Below are 13,784 nucleotides of genomic sequence, written 5' to 3'. Positions count from 1 at the left end.
GCCGGACTTACTTTTTCCCATTATTCTCGTGTTTTATTGCTTTATTTTCATTATTTGTCTTTGGTTTTTCATGTTTATTGACATTTTTATTCTCTTTTGGTTTACCTTGATTATTAGTTCGATGTTCATTACCATGGTTATTTTTATCTGATGGTGAATTTTGCAAACCATCCCCATCTTGTGCAGCTTGATTGTTATCTTCACTTTGATTTTGATGTATATTACTATTATTCTGCTCTAGCTTTTTGACCTGACCCGGCGGCATGGTTGAATTTGTTGCAGGTACAGGGGGAGCATTATCTTTTTGCTTTATTTTTTCCTTGTTTTGTACCGAGTTATTTTTATTTTTATAATATACCCCAACTGGAACACCTAAGGCCTGTGCTTTCTCTAATTCTGCTTCAGTGGTTGTATACATTTTTATTTCAACTAGATGTTTATGAACGGTTTGTTTAATTTCAGCAATATTCTCCTGCAGTTTTATTGCCGCTTTATCTTTAAGTTGATGTGTCTTTACTGTTGAAATCACAACTGTTTCTGATTGGGAAATATATCCTTCATCTTTTAATTCTTCAATAATAATTGCAGTTAATTCCGAAGCATCTTTTTTCTCCCAATCATCCAACTGAGAAATGATTTGTTCTGCTTCTTTGTTAAACCCGTTGAGTTCAACTACCTGCATGTTTTTATTTAGTCCCATTTCAATACTAGTGTTAGCGTCAATAGACATATAGGCATATGCCTTATTATTTTGATATACTGGAATAATAGATCCTAAAGATATGATTAGAACAGCCATTGACATCCAAACCGTTTTTAAAGTTAAAAAGTTTTTAAATACAATTTTTTCTTTCCTTTTTTGATAATCAGTAACAGGATAAAAATCTATTTCTTCACCTATTGAATAAAGCCTATCCATTTTACGGGCACGTAAGAATTCTCCGTCTGAAGTTAATAGTGTCAAATAAGGATCATCAACTTCCATGACAATTCCCTTTCTCATGTCTCAAGCACCCCCCTTAAATAATCATTTAAATATACATAATCATTCGATAATATAAGTGCAATCGCAATAATATATTTTCGGTTTCGCTCAATCGTCTTTCTACTGACATTCACTTTTTTTTCTAACTGTTTTATCGGAAGGCGTTTTTTTTCAAATAGAGAACTTTTTAATTCCTTATCATCCACTAAAAGTTTAGCTACTAATATGGCATTCTCCCTTGCATCTGCATGTTTAGGTGAATTCTCAACTAAATCGCTAAAGCTTAAATCGAATGAAGTTAATAATGCTTGAAATTGTATAATTTCGTCTTTTCTTAACTCTTCATCAGATTTTTTCTTATATTCCTCGAGGGACAGCTCGTTCACAATTACCATACCTGCTGACTCATCCTCAAGTGATGAATAGGTTAAGTCGATACTGACGTGTTGATTTTTCGTTTGTTTCCGAATATAATCAATAACTCTCCTCTTAATTATGACTTCAGCAAAACTAAGCAGAGAGCTTCCTCTCTCAGGTAAATATTTTTCAATAGCCTCATTAAAGGCAATCAGACCAATACTAAATTCATCATCGGTTTCATAAATATATCGTTTACAAACTGTAGAAACATTTTTCGCAATAAAGGGTTTATAAGAATCTATTATTTCATTTAGTAGTAAGCGGTCCCCTTGTTGAATTAAAAGAACCGACTCTTCTAACGTTCGTTTTTTATTCTTGGTTAAAAACAATAAACCTAGCATTGCCTCACCTCACAATAACCCAATTATACCATACGGCGCACGCCTTGGATTTTATGGGGGTAAAGCGCATGAGAAAAATTAGCCCCAAGAAAGGCTATCTTTTCCTGTTTATAATCCTAGATTCTATTAATTTCCTTTTCCGTTATTCTCTTTTTTCTTTTCCTTAGTAGAATTCTTTGATTCTGCCTTTGCTTCTTTTGCTGCCGCCTTTGCTTCCTGCTTATTTTGTAGAATTGCCTGTTTTGCTTGTTTTTTCTCCTGTACCGCCGATTGTTGAATTTCCTTCTTAGTTGGTTGTGGTGCTGCTGATTCAGTTACTTCAGGAATAACTTTGTCTGAACTAGACTCTACAAGTGTCTCTGGAGAAGCTTCCGTGTCTTCTAGTTTATTTTTTTTTGTTATTTTTTCATTTTTCTTTTCCCATTTTTTTATTTTCTTCGAGACCTTTACATAGCTTTTTTCTATATTCTTTTGTAATGAAGCTTTCGCAACGGGGTTTTTCACCTTTTTCATGGCTGCGGTAAGGGCGATGATATTTTGGGATAAAACTTCTTTTACATCTCCAATTTCTTTATTCTCTTCACCTATTTCATCAGATGCACCATCATCTACAGCGGTCACTTGATCATCTGCACTTTCCATATTCTCAATTGCTTTTTCCATTGTTTCTATGGCTGCTTCTTCATCTCCATCAGCAAACAGCGCTTCCGCCTCTACAAGGCGCTCCGCTGCATAATCTGCAATTAACTTTGCTTCTTTAACATCATCTATCGTTAAAGCAAGGCGTATTTTTTCTATTAATATCTTCGAAAAATAGAAGAAGTCCCCTGGTAATAATGATGGTGTTTCTACTTTATCACTTTCAGAGTTTGAATCTTCTTGAAGATCTATTATAGCTGTCTCACTAGTTGTTTCATCAGCGAAAACATTTGCACCTGGAAATACTACTGTACTTGCAAGAATAATTGCTAGCGCACCTTTTGTGATTTTGTTTACTGACTTATGATCTGTTTTTTTCTCCAATTCATTCACCTCATTGTTTTTTAACACCCTTTTTCCACTAAAGATGTACGTTTAATTAGCATCCTTTTATGGGGGCATACAGAAAATTCTCAACAAAAAAAGCTACTAATCAGATTCTGATAGGCAGCTAATTTCGAGATTTTAATATCCACTTTATCAAAAATCCAATAAGTAACCCCGGAATGACAAATATCATGGGTAAAAAGACAGGACCTGGATGAACATTAAAAATGGTAACCTTTGGTGAAATCATTAATCCAACTGTGACAAAATAGGCAGAAAATACAAATGGTAAATAAGAATACTTTTCCTCAAGCGGCATTGCATGACGATATCCATCCCACATTGAAAACATATAAACACACGGATAAAACATCAGCCACTGATAATTTACGACCGATTCAGCCCTTTTAATTTCACCCAGGAAACTGTACATGATTGCACTATTAAAATGACTGTTCACATTTATAATAAATTCTAGTATCACAAACAAAATACCTTTGATGTACTGGCCGCTTAATAGCTGACTAAATCCCGGAAAGGCTATACTCCATAAGACTGCTTCTAATTTACTTATTTTTTTCATTTCTCTATCTCGCTTCTGATGTAAGTTACTTCCAAATTAGTTTTACCAGTAACAGACTGAATAAACGAGTTATGAAGAAATATTTTAACTCATGCTACTATCATAAAATGGGAATTTGATAATTAGGATTATCCTTTTGTTTTAGGTAAAAGGCAGTCATTGGCTTTAGACCATCTTTAAAGTCCGGACATATGATTCCTGATTCCTTCAAATCTTTCTCTGCCTGCGTGCAATCAAAATGACCCATCCAAGTAAAATAATCTAGGGCTTCTTTTTCAACCCTCAGATACTTTCTCATCGGCTTTATGGAAAGAAACCATTTTCCCACTGTTAATGGGAGGGTACCCATTGGTTTCTTGTTTATCAATTCCTCCATCATAAAGGTGTAAATTTCAGAAGCACGATAGGGTTGAGGATCCGTTAAATGATAGGTTTTACCAATCCCTTTTTCCAAAAAGCTAAGATAAGCAGCTGCCTGAATGATATAGTCTATTGGAACTAAATTTACATATGCTTCTCCCTTACCCAATTTCGGCAGCAGAGGAAGAAATTTTAATCGATCTAAAAAATTCATCATAAAATAGGGGCCATCAAATTTAATCGTCTCACCGGTTTGAGAATGACCTTTGACGATTCCAGGGCGAATAATCGTAATTGGAATTTCCCTTTTTAGTTTTTCCACCAAAACTTCAGCCTCATACTTTGTTTCCTCATAATGATTTTTAAAACTTGTCGGTCGAATAAGCTCTGTCTCGTATAGAGTTCCTTCACGGTCACCTACAACATATGCCGTACTAAAATATACATAACGTTTCAATTGCGGCAATCCTCTTACCCAGTTATTCACATTTTCTGTGCCATTTACATTGATTTTGCAGGCAGTATCCCTTGGTACTGCCAAATCATAAATGGCTGCAAGATGAAATACATGTGTTATCTTTCCATTTAGGATTTCATGGTTATCGGTAGAAATCATGAGTGATGGCTGGGTGATATCACCTTCTATAATGACAAATGCTTCATTCTTTAGACCTAGCTCTGTCATAATAGCTTGACGTTCTTTCCTTGCCTTATCCATCATCCCTTGAAGGACAAGAACATATATGACTCCTTTTAAATCATTCTTTTTTAAAACTTCTCGAATTAATTGGTTGCAGATAAAACCCGGAAACCCTGTAAAAAAGTACCCATTTACCATCTTAATCCCTCCTAAAAAATGTTAAATACATTTGTACTAATTGTATGTCGTTCCCAAAAATATAGTCAAGTTATTAGTCTGAATTTTCAGTAATTTATTTTAAAAAAAATGACGGGAATTAGTCCCGTCATTTTTAGTCCTGCTGATCCATTGGGTTATAAAGCTTCACACTTGGATTTTTTTCTTGGAACCAGCGAAGTGCAAAATCATTTTCAAATAAAAAGACATACTGATCAAAGCGATCCTTAACAAGGAGACTTCTAGAGCTTGAGAGATTTTCATCTACGATATCTCCTTCAACCCATCTTCCTATTTTAGATCCCATACGTTCCATCAATACCTCAGCATTGTATTCATTTCTCATCCGATGTTCAAAAACCTCGAATTGTAACTGCCCAACAGCACCTAACAAGTAATCATCTGTTTTCACTGTTTTATAAAGCTGAATGGCGCCTTCCTGAACTAGCTGCTGGATTCCTTTATAAAAAGATTTTTGTTTCATTACATTCTTAGCAGAAACCCTAACAAAGAGCTCAGGTGTAAATTGCGGTAGCCTTTCAAATTGGAAATTTTCTTTACCGGATGTAATGGTATCCCCAATTTGGTAAGTACCCGTATCGTAAAGGCCGATAATGTCCCCGCTGACAGCTTCATCAACCGTGCTTCTTTCCTCCGCCATAAAGGAAGTGGATTGAGAAAGCTTTATTTGTTTACTTAATCGTGGAATATTAACGGTCATTCCCCGCTCAAATTTACCCGAACAAATTCGAACAAACGCAATCCTGTCACGATGGGCTGGATTCATATTTGCTTGAATTTTAAAGACGAAACCCGAAAATTGCTCAGCGAGTGGATTAATTTCCCCAATGGATGAATTTCGAGCCATAGGAGCTGGAGCAAATTGCAGGTACGTCTCTAAAAAGGTTTGGACCCCAAAAGTTGTTAATGCACTGCCAAAGAAAACGGGGATAATCTTTCCATCAGCTACTTTTTCAGCAGAGAAATCATTACCAGCTTCGTTTAACAGCATTATCTCTTCCAGCGTTTGGTCATACAATCCAGAAACCTTTAAAGGATGGTCACCTTCTATTTCCCCATCACCATTCAATGGAATGAAACGATCTTCCTCATTTACTCTAAATTGTTCGATTCGTTTGTAATATCGGTCGTAGATACCCAAAAATTCTTTACCCATCCCGATTGGCCAGTTCATGGGATAGGTCTCAATACCCAGCACTTCCTCTAATTCAGCAAGCAGCTCTAATGGTGCTTTCCCTTGACGGTCCAGCTTATTAATAAATGTGAAGATAGGAATACCACGCATCCGGCACACTTTAAATAGCTTTAAGGTTTGCTCCTCAATCCCTTTTGCAGAGTCGATAATCATTACCGCACTATCTACAGCCATTAGGGTACGATAGGTATCTTCACTAAAATCCTGGTGTCCTGGTGTATCCAAAATGTTGACACGAAAATCATTATAGTCAAATTGCATAACGCTGGATGTTACTGAGATTCCACGTTGTTTTTCAATTTCCATCCAGTCACTTGTCGCAAACTTACCAGTTTTTTTTGCTTTTACTGTTCCAGCGTCGCGTATAGCTCCGCCAAACAATAATAATTTTTCTGTAAGTGTTGTTTTCCCGGCATCCGGGTGAGAAATAATCGCAAAGGTTCTGCGTGATAGTACTTCTTCTTTAAGTTTGTTACTCATTTCAAATTCCTCTCTTTTAACAATCAAAAAATTTTTCTCGTACCCTTAATCTTATAGTCTCGCGGTAAAATTTGCAATCCTTTAATGCTGCTCATCTGGAAATCCATTTCCACCCATTCCCACATCCTCTTTTGTTATTTTCCTTTTATAATAGAGTTAGACTCTTTATAAGGAGATGACTAGAATTGAATCAAAGTAAAAAACTAGTTTCAAAGATCATTCCGCTCATCGCAGCGATACTAATATTAATGGTAGGTATTACTTGGGTTATCCAAACTACAAAAGAAAAAATAGAAATTCCTTTTTCTTCAGTAGAAAATACAATTCAAAACCAAAATGGCAAATTAGTTACACTAACTGAGTATTCAGATGGCAGCCTTCAACTTGAAGCTGGTGACCAAAAATACGTATCAAATGTCCCTCCAAATAGCCAAATGGTTGACAAACTGGTTGAAAAATATAATATAAATTACTCATTTTCAAATAGCAGCACCTTTGGAAAGTGGATAATGGCTGGTATTTTACTTGCCCTTGTTGCAGCAGCTTTAGTACTTCAAAAAACAAAAGGTGGTTTCGGGCTTTCAAACTCGATGAAGAGCAGTGTTTCACAGGCACGCCCGCTTCCTTCCATTAGTTTAGAAGACGTTGGTGGGATTGGTGAAGAAATGAAGGAAGAAATACTACAAACACTTTCAACGCTTAAAGAACCTGAAAGGGCTATAAAACTGGGGATTAAACCACCAAAAGGAATTCTTTTATATGGACCTCCAGGTACAGGAAAAACATTACTTGCTCAAGCCATTGCCCGTGAACTAAATGCAGCTTTCTTCTCAGCCAGCGGTTCTGCTTTTAATGAATTATTCGTTGGTGTTGGTGCGAGCAGGGTACGCTCTTTATTCCAGACAGCAAGAAAACAAGGTCCTGCTGTCATTTTCATTGATGAAGTAGATGCCTTAGCCGGCAGAAGAAAAGCACATGGCGGTGAAGAAGCAGAAAAAACGTTAACAGAACTGCTCGTTCAGCTTGATGGCGGGCATTCAAATGATGGAATATTGTTTATTGCCGCCACAAACAGAAAAGATATGCTGGATGAAGCATTTTTAAGGCCAGGGAGAATAGATTTCACCTTCCAGATCCCACTCCCTGATACAAAAGGCAGAAGAGAAATTATTGATATTCATACAAAAGGGAAAGCACTCAGCAATAAAGTATTAGCCTCTTTAGATGAACTTGCTGAAAGTACCTCCGGCTTTTCTGGAGCGGAGCTGCAGTCATTATTTGAAACTGCCAGCAGACGTGCCGTACGAAACGGGCAGGATGCATTAACAAAAGGGGATCTTGATTATGCTCTTGACCGAACCATTTTAGGAAGTACTTCTCGTTCTTTACAGGACCTAGACACGAAGCGTCGGGTGGCCATCCATGAAGCGGGACATGCTATTGTCGCTTCGTTAACAAAGCCAGGTTCTGTAAGAAAAGCTACCATTATCCCACGTGGTGAGGCACTCGGTTATGTGGCACCAATACCAAAAGAACTTCATTTATCAACAACAAGTGACTTATTAGACAGAGTCGCCATGGTGCTAGCTGGCGGCGTCGCGGAAAGAATGCTTCTTGGCGAACATAGTATTGGTGTCAGTGGCGACGTACAGCAAGCTAAGCAGATTATCGAACAAATGGTAGATACCGGTATGCTTCAAGGAGGTTTCACCCTCACATTTAACAAACAGGACAAGGAAGTAAAGATGCAAGAACTGTTTGAAAAAGGGATAGAAAAAGCAGAGAATCTTATTAAGGGTCATTATCATCAGTATCAACATTTAGTTGAAAACTTATTAAAAAAAGAAACACTTGAAGGCTTTGAGGTTGAAGAAATTGTCTGTGGGAAGAATTCAAAAATAAATGATGATGTTTCTGCATAAATGAAATGGATGTTTCTGAGGTACACTAACTTTATGTATTTCACATAAGGAAGTGTATGTAAATGATCGACTCAAAAATAGATTTTGAAGCGAAAAAACACCAAGAAGGTGCACTAGGATACCTCGATAACCCCAAAAAGACCGAGGGCTTACTCAAGAAGGCTATCCTTAAGGCGAGAAATAACAAAGGTACTTTAGGAGAAGCCTGGGAAAAACTACAACTATTTATTGATTTAGTTCAATCTTATTCAAAAGGCGAATATCGAAACGTTTCTCCTGCTACAATTTTAACGATTATTGGGGCAATCTTATATTTCGTTTCTCCATTAGACGTAGTCCCTGATTTCCTTGTAGGACTAGGGATACTCGATGACGCCGCCGTGATTACCTTTACGTTAAAAAAATTATCTGTAGAAATTGATGAATTTAAAGTTTGGAAAACAGCAACAGAAAGCCCTCTTGATTAACAAGAGGGCTTCCGCTTTTCGTTTTGTCTAGCTGCAGCGCCTAGGGGCTCGGGGTCATAAGCCAATCAGTCTAGAAGGTTAAATAGCAACCTTCCAGCCTGCTCGTCTTCTGCCTGTCGCCCCTAGGAAAAATTGAACTGCATTTTTCCCTGTGCAAGGCGCTTCCGCTTTTCGTTTTATCTAAAACAAGCTGCTCCTACGATGATCAATAGGATAAATAATACTACGATTAGCGCAAAGCCGCCGCCAAATCCAGTACCACAGCCACAGCCCCCATGACCAAATCCGCCGCCGTAACCATATCCATAAGGCATATTTATAACCCCCTTTTTAATTTAATAGTATTCTCAGCACCAAGAAGCCCCGATAATAATTAACAAAATGAACAATACAACTAGAAGGGCAAAGCCGCCGCCATACCCGCCATGTGAACCAGACATTTACATTACCTCCTTTTTAAATTCCATATATCCTATTCATATCTCTAAAAATGTGCGATAGCGACATGTATAAATAAACCGCATTTCAAAAAAAGAATAAGCCCATTCTATATGGGCTTATTAACTCTTTGGATCAATAATCGGCAGTAAACGATTTACTAATCTTGGTGATAACGGCTGTAATGAAGTAAAGCAGGAGAGGTCTACAATAATACAATTTGTTGTAGTTCTTAACGAAAAGATATTTTCGCACATTTCTACTGGATAGCCGTCTATGTCTACCGGTTCAAGAAGAGATATTGTTGCACAACATCTCTTTTCATCTATTGCCTCCAATCTAAAAACATTTGTCATAAAAAAATCTCCATTATTTGTCCAACCCCAAGCCTCAAATTGACATTTCCCGGTTGAAAGTATAAACGGAATCGTGTCATACCCAAAATCACCATTTACAAAGCGAAAATCCTCAAACGATAGTTTTTTTTGTTCTTCTAACAGTTGCCCCAGGTCGTGACAAACACATGTTTTCTTCTGATGTTCCCCCATAATTCAAACCTCCTTTCAATTATTTATATAGGCAGTAGGTAAAATTGAATTTGTTGTGCACCATTTATGGCGCACTTCCTTGCTTGGCTTTTTGAATCAGCTGCTGCTAATACATATCCGTAACGTTGTCCCATGGAGCGCGGTGGTGTGACAATTTGACCGGTTGCTGCTTTCGTGTAAACCTCTATTACACCAGCTTGTTCTTCAGCAGAGTCACACCCCGATACTTTAAGTAATTTCCCAATAGAGCTAACGATTAAATATTGTGCATAGATAGCTTTTTCTTGCCTTCTAATTAAATCTGGCTCATTGCCTGCATACAATCTTATCGTCTGTTCTGCAAGATTAACACCAAACGCTTCCTCAATCATCCGATTCATAGCTCCCCCTGCCATTCTCGGATTAATCTCGATCAGCTTCCAGCCTTTATTTGTTAATTTCATTTCCAAATGGCAAGTACCATTTCTAAATTGAAAATCCTCTATAATAGAATAGACAGTTTCTTTTAGTCCCGGAAGTTGTTCCAATAACAACTTAGGACAGATAGAATAACCTGTAATAATAAAACGTTCGCCCTTTGTTACTTCCTGTTCAACAATTGCCACAATTGTAATGGTTGAATGATAAACCATCACTTCAATTAAATATTGTGGCCCCTCAAGATATTCCTCTACTAAAATAGGAAGCTCAGAGTTTTTTCTAAGAAGTTGTTTCACACCCCTTTTACATTCCCAAATATTTCCGACCAATAATACATCCTTTGAACCATTTGATTGAGGTGATTTAATAATTAGTGGAAATTGGTCATTTAACTCATTTACCTCATTTTCGATAGTTTCGGGTGAACTCAGCACCTTAAAAAAAGGGGTATAATTCTTTCCACTCAAGAATTCCCTGGTTAAAATTTTATCAGTCATAATTTCCAATGGTTCATACGTGAGTGGCGTATTACAAATAACATTTGTGAGCAAGGCAGCCAAATAAACATACTCATCTAAAAAGCTAATAAAACAGTCGACAATTTTCCCCTCATTCATAAGGTCTGTTATCGCTAAGAATATTTCATCAGTATCTGACATATCAATGAGCCGTGCATCATCTATTTCTTTATAACCCTCCTTTTCCTCTATAAAAATAGTGCGATTCGTTAAAAGGATTGTCTCGTAACCTAGGCTTTTTGCTGCTCTTATTCCTTCATAACTTGACCCTGTTTTGTTGGTCCCTAAAAAAACAATTGATTTCATTATGTGCACCCACCAAAGATTTTCATCACCTTTTTCAGAAAGTTTACCTGTTACAATAAAATATTCTTTTACTGATAGTTGGTGCAGGCTAGTTCATTATGTATGAGCAGTTATTTGACCAGTAAATTTAAAGTGTTACAGATGCCTGCAAAAAAAATCATGGACAAGTGTTTAGAAAGGGGAAAAAAACCATTCCTTAAGGTTTTAATCCTTAAAGTATGGTTTAATATCATTACTTTTTTTCACTAAAAGGGCTCTTTGTCCGGATTCCGGATCTTCTTATTTTGACATCTACATCGACATTGACGATGGCATCCTTAAAATATTCATCCCACTGCTTTTCAATTCGTTTGAAATTACTATAATCTTGGCGGTAAAGTATTTCTCCAAAACCAAATATATCGGCCTCATATTTTTGTTGAAGCTTTTTTATGGTTGCTTCAAGATCCTTTTTGATTTTTTTCCCGTTAACTTTCCGAATTTCTTAAAGGTATTGATTTTTATAAGATCATCTTTACATTGGGAGCTGTCTAAATAGGCTTCAGCCCTTACCTTAAGATTAATTACTGCTCTGCCCTTAACGAGTCTTGCTTTTGATTTTGTCACGTATTGAATATACGAACACCAAGGAATTTATCTTTACTACAGCCTACGGTTACTACCGTTTTATCTAATTTATTTATAATCCACAAATAACTTCGTGCATCCTTAAGCGGCAGGAAATCTTGGAGCCTATCCTCTTTAATAATGGCCAATGAATCAACCACTACCATAGCATCTGGAGCACCCTTTTTCATATTATCAACACTGATCCCTTTTTCAGGGTCACCTTTTATAGTTAATGCCGCCATCACTCCTCTTCTTCCAGCTGAGGTAAAGGCTTGAATGAAATCGTTTAAACGAATATCCGGGTCTCCCCCCCAACTTTCAACAAAAGAGTTTAATTGTGTATGAAGTTTGAGAGAAGATGATTTTTGCACATGATAAGTTACCTTTAAGACATCTGCTGCTTTTACATTCCTAGCTGTTACAATGTTAAAGTCATCCCTAATTTCACGATTTCTTTCCAAAAAATCTATAAAATCTAATATACCTTCTTTTAGAACACTTTCCCCAATGACAAGTACCTTCATATGTGAGAATATTAAATGTTTGGAAATACCAATATTCATTTTTTGGGATAATTCTGCCAAAGTATCCCCTTCAAGCGAAAAAACAACAGATGGAGCAAATCCAGTAGCCGTTTTACCACTCAATTCTTTGGCGTTTATTCCTTCTACAGTTAAAGTGAATTTATCATCATCATCCTTATCAACTGCCATGCCAACGACAACTGTTATTTCCGCTATTTCTCGATGATCCCAGCACCCTCTTAATATCATTACCATTGCGATTACTATTACAATGCATTTGAATCTCAACTTGAGTTCCCACCCTTCATTGGAGGGGGTGACGGAGGCGAAGTTGAAAATATTTTTTGTTCTGATTCAGTTCTTAAATATTTGGGCCTTTTTTTCATGGCCCAAAATGGAAATCTGATAAACACATCCTTTTGGTCCTCAATAATAAAAGGTGCTATCGGTGCTAAATAAGGCACCCCAAAAAAACGTAATGCTGCTAAATGGGCAACCATAGCCACAATAACAAGTAATACCCCATATAAGCCTAAAATAGCTGCAAAAAAGATTAGTAGAAAACGTAATAATCTAGAGGCTGTTGCAAAACTGTATATCGGGGATACAAAATTAGCAATTGCCGTAACGGAAACAATAATAATCATAATGTTTGAAATAATCCCAGCTTCTGCCGCTGCTTGACCAATTACCAATGCTCCCACAATCGAAACCATTTGGCCGACAACTCTTGGCATCCTGACCCCAGCTTCTCTTAATATCTCAAAAGTAATTTCCATTACTAATACTTCAACAACGGCTGGGAATGGTATCCCTTCACGCTGTGAAATAACACTTAATAGTAAAGTAGTTGGCAATAATTCATGATGATACGTTAATACACCTACATAAATAGACGGGGTTAGCAGTGCAATCATGAAAGAAAGATATCGAATCATTCTCAAGAAACTCCCTAAGAAAAATGACTGATAGTAGTCCTCTGAACTTTCAAAGAAGTTTACAAAAACGGCAGGCACAATTAAGGCAAATGGCGTGCCATCTATGAGAATGACCATTTTCCCTTCCATTAAATTGGCTGCTACGGTGTCTGGACGTTCTGTATTTAGTGCCAACGGAAACAAGGTGAATGTCTTATCAGCTATTAACTCCTCAATATTGCCACTCTCAAAAATGGCACTAACCTTTATTTTCTTTAACCTATTTCGAACTTCTTGCAGGATTGCCTCGTTAGCGATTCCTTTAAAAAATCCTAAATAAACAGTTGTTTGTGTATCTTCTCCGATTGTATAATGTTCAAATTGAAGATTCTTGTTGCGAATCCTTCTTCTGATTAGGCTGACATTAGTCGAAATGGATTCAATAAAAGCATCCTTCGGTCCTCTTATTACCGTTTGAGAAGTTGGCTCTGTTACCAACCTTTTTTCTCCATTCATTAAGTTAACGGTTAGCGCTTTGTCTATACGCTCAACAGCAATGACAATGCTGCCATTAATAATTTCATGGATGGTTTCATCCTTTGACCTGACAATTTTATAGCTTGCTCCACCAAAAATACCTTTACAATATGCTGATAATTCATCAATATTATTCAAATGTTCATCATTTGGAGAGATGGAGGATAAAAATTTAGATGTTGTTTCCTTTAAACTTGTTGAATCAACCATACTTTCTAAAAAAATGGTGATGACGTTTCTTTCAGATCTTCTACCTTCGATTACCTTTAAATCAACTGAATTTCCAAAAGCATTAACTATTTCTGATTGCA

Annotated in this window: 16 protein-coding genes; 2 read left to right on the top strand and 14 right to left on the bottom strand. The window is 36.8% G+C overall.

From position 1 onward, the window contains the following. Positions 1 to 7 precede the first annotated feature (7 nt). From MLOOGBEN_RS11625 to MLOOGBEN_RS11600, 6 genes are all read right to left on the bottom strand, one after another. A complete protein-coding gene (locus MLOOGBEN_RS11625; RefSeq protein WP_179158413.1) occupies positions 8 to 1,003 on the bottom strand; it encodes an anti-sigma factor domain-containing protein in 996 nt (331 codons plus the stop codon). Then, positions 1,000 to 1,746 carry an RNA polymerase sigma factor SigI gene (gene sigI, locus MLOOGBEN_RS11620; RefSeq protein ID WP_179158412.1) on the bottom strand — a complete coding sequence of 249 codons (747 nt, stop codon included), beginning with the start codon at positions 1,744 to 1,746 and terminating at the stop codon, positions 1,000 to 1,002. Before sigI ends, MLOOGBEN_RS11625 begins: the two co-directional genes overlap by 4 nt. A gap of 126 nt (positions 1,747 to 1,872) precedes the next feature. Further along, positions 1,873 to 2,769 carry a DUF5667 domain-containing protein gene (locus tag MLOOGBEN_RS11615; RefSeq protein ID WP_179158411.1) on the bottom strand — a complete coding sequence of 299 codons (897 nt, stop codon included), beginning with the start codon at positions 2,767 to 2,769 and terminating at the stop codon, positions 1,873 to 1,875. Positions 2,770 to 2,896: 127 nt separating this feature from the next. Continuing rightward, complete coding sequence (locus MLOOGBEN_RS11610) at positions 2,897 to 3,355, bottom strand: hypothetical protein (protein WP_179158410.1); 459 nt, start codon at positions 3,353 to 3,355, stop codon at positions 2,897 to 2,899. A 100-nt stretch (positions 3,356 to 3,455) separates the two neighbouring features. After that, positions 3,456 to 4,553, bottom strand: coding sequence for an SDR family oxidoreductase (locus tag MLOOGBEN_RS11605; protein ID WP_179158409.1), 1,098 nt, complete (start codon positions 4,551 to 4,553; stop codon positions 3,456 to 3,458). Positions 4,554 to 4,686: 133 nt separating this feature from the next. Further along, positions 4,687 to 6,267: a peptide chain release factor 3 gene (locus MLOOGBEN_RS11600; RefSeq protein ID WP_179158408.1), complete on the bottom strand. Its 1,581-nt coding sequence runs from the start codon at positions 6,265 to 6,267 to the stop codon at positions 4,687 to 4,689. Between the two features lie 185 nt (positions 6,268 to 6,452). Here MLOOGBEN_RS11600 and MLOOGBEN_RS11595 point away from each other — a divergent pair, with 185 nt between their 5' ends. Together MLOOGBEN_RS11595 and MLOOGBEN_RS11590 are read left to right on the top strand one after the other, a co-directional pair. Continuing rightward, positions 6,453 to 8,189 carry an AAA family ATPase gene (locus tag MLOOGBEN_RS11595; protein WP_483296388.1) on the top strand — a complete coding sequence of 579 codons (1,737 nt, stop codon included), beginning with the start codon at positions 6,453 to 6,455 and terminating at the stop codon, positions 8,187 to 8,189. Between the two features lie 62 nt (positions 8,190 to 8,251). Then, complete coding sequence (locus MLOOGBEN_RS11590) at positions 8,252 to 8,656, top strand: YkvA family protein (RefSeq protein WP_256989052.1); 405 nt, start codon at positions 8,252 to 8,254, stop codon at positions 8,654 to 8,656. Positions 8,657 to 8,832: 176 nt separating this feature from the next. On the opposite strand, the gene MLOOGBEN_RS11585 is transcribed toward MLOOGBEN_RS11590, so the two are convergent. The 8 genes from MLOOGBEN_RS11585 to MLOOGBEN_RS11560 form a co-directional block, all read right to left on the bottom strand. After that, positions 8,833 to 8,970 carry a YjcZ family sporulation protein gene (locus MLOOGBEN_RS11585; RefSeq protein WP_179158407.1) on the bottom strand — a complete coding sequence of 46 codons (138 nt, stop codon included), beginning with the start codon at positions 8,968 to 8,970 and terminating at the stop codon, positions 8,833 to 8,835. Positions 8,971 to 9,003: 33 nt separating this feature from the next. After that, positions 9,004 to 9,096, bottom strand: a complete 93-nt coding sequence (locus tag MLOOGBEN_RS11580; protein ID WP_179158406.1) for a YjcZ family sporulation protein — start codon at positions 9,094 to 9,096, stop codon at positions 9,004 to 9,006. A gap of 120 nt (positions 9,097 to 9,216) precedes the next feature. After that, positions 9,217 to 9,642 carry a CotY/CotZ family spore coat protein gene (locus MLOOGBEN_RS11575; RefSeq protein ID WP_179158405.1) on the bottom strand — a complete coding sequence of 142 codons (426 nt, stop codon included), beginning with the start codon at positions 9,640 to 9,642 and terminating at the stop codon, positions 9,217 to 9,219. Positions 9,643 to 9,665: 23 nt separating this feature from the next. Continuing rightward, complete coding sequence (locus MLOOGBEN_RS11570; RefSeq protein ID WP_179158404.1) at positions 9,666 to 10,886, bottom strand: ATP-grasp domain-containing protein; 1,221 nt, start codon at positions 10,884 to 10,886, stop codon at positions 9,666 to 9,668. 232 nt (positions 10,887 to 11,118) lie between these two features. Further along, positions 11,119 to 11,319 carry a Ger(x)C family spore germination C-terminal domain-containing protein gene (locus MLOOGBEN_RS29195; protein ID WP_368737782.1) on the bottom strand — a complete coding sequence of 67 codons (201 nt, stop codon included), beginning with the start codon at positions 11,317 to 11,319 and terminating at the stop codon, positions 11,119 to 11,121. Continuing rightward, complete coding sequence (locus MLOOGBEN_RS29190; protein WP_256989051.1) at positions 11,316 to 11,492, bottom strand: hypothetical protein; 177 nt, start codon at positions 11,490 to 11,492, stop codon at positions 11,316 to 11,318. Before MLOOGBEN_RS29190 ends, MLOOGBEN_RS29195 begins: the two co-directional genes overlap by 4 nt. Beyond that, positions 11,489 to 12,307 carry a Ger(x)C family spore germination protein gene (locus MLOOGBEN_RS11565; protein WP_256989050.1) on the bottom strand — a complete coding sequence of 273 codons (819 nt, stop codon included), beginning with the start codon at positions 12,305 to 12,307 and terminating at the stop codon, positions 11,489 to 11,491. The genes MLOOGBEN_RS29190 and MLOOGBEN_RS11565 overlap by 4 nt, the downstream gene beginning before the upstream one ends. Next, positions 12,304 to 13,734 (bottom strand): spore germination protein, encoded by a 1,431-nt coding sequence (locus tag MLOOGBEN_RS11560; protein ID WP_368737781.1) that lies wholly within the window; start codon positions 13,732 to 13,734, stop codon positions 12,304 to 12,306. Before MLOOGBEN_RS11560 ends, MLOOGBEN_RS11565 begins: the two co-directional genes overlap by 4 nt. Positions 13,735 to 13,784: the final 50 nt, after the last annotated feature.

The organism is Bacillus sp. EB106-08-02-XG196, from assembly GCF_013396335.1.
Taxonomy (GTDB): domain Bacteria; phylum Bacillota; class Bacilli; order Bacillales; family Cytobacillaceae; genus Neobacillus.
Note: the sequence above shows the minus strand (reverse complement) of the source record. Positions and strands in the feature narration are given on the sequence as shown.

Bases quoted from the DNA above. Each gene is read 5' to 3' on its own strand.
- sigI (WP_179158412.1), bottom strand. From the start codon at position 1,746: ATGCTAGGTTTATTGTTTTTAACCAAGAATAAAAAACGAACGTTAGAA.
- MLOOGBEN_RS11610 (WP_179158410.1), bottom strand. From the start codon at position 3,355: ATGAAAAAAATAAGTAAATTAGAAGCAGTCTTATGGAGTATAGCCTTT.
- MLOOGBEN_RS11600 (WP_179158408.1), bottom strand. From the start codon at position 6,267: ATGAGTAACAAACTTAAAGAAGAAGTACTATCACGCAGAACCTTTGCG.
- MLOOGBEN_RS11590 (WP_256989052.1), top strand. From the start codon at position 8,252: ATGATCGACTCAAAAATAGATTTTGAAGCGAAAAAACACCAAGAAGGT.
- MLOOGBEN_RS11605 (WP_179158409.1), bottom strand. From the start codon at position 4,553: ATGGTAAATGGGTACTTTTTTACAGGGTTTCCGGGTTTTATCTGCAAC.
- MLOOGBEN_RS11580 (WP_179158406.1), bottom strand. From the start codon at position 9,096: ATGTCTGGTTCACATGGCGGGTATGGCGGCGGCTTTGCCCTTCTAGTT.
- MLOOGBEN_RS11625 (WP_179158413.1), bottom strand. From the start codon at position 1,003: ATGAGAAAGGGAATTGTCATGGAAGTTGATGATCCTTATTTGACACTA.
- MLOOGBEN_RS11585 (WP_179158407.1), bottom strand. From the start codon at position 8,970: ATGCCTTATGGATATGGTTACGGCGGCGGATTTGGTCATGGGGGCTGT.
- MLOOGBEN_RS11575 (WP_179158405.1), bottom strand. From the start codon at position 9,642: ATGGGGGAACATCAGAAGAAAACATGTGTTTGTCACGACCTGGGGCAA.
- MLOOGBEN_RS11570 (WP_179158404.1), bottom strand. From the start codon at position 10,886: ATGAAATCAATTGTTTTTTTAGGGACCAACAAAACAGGGTCAAGTTAT.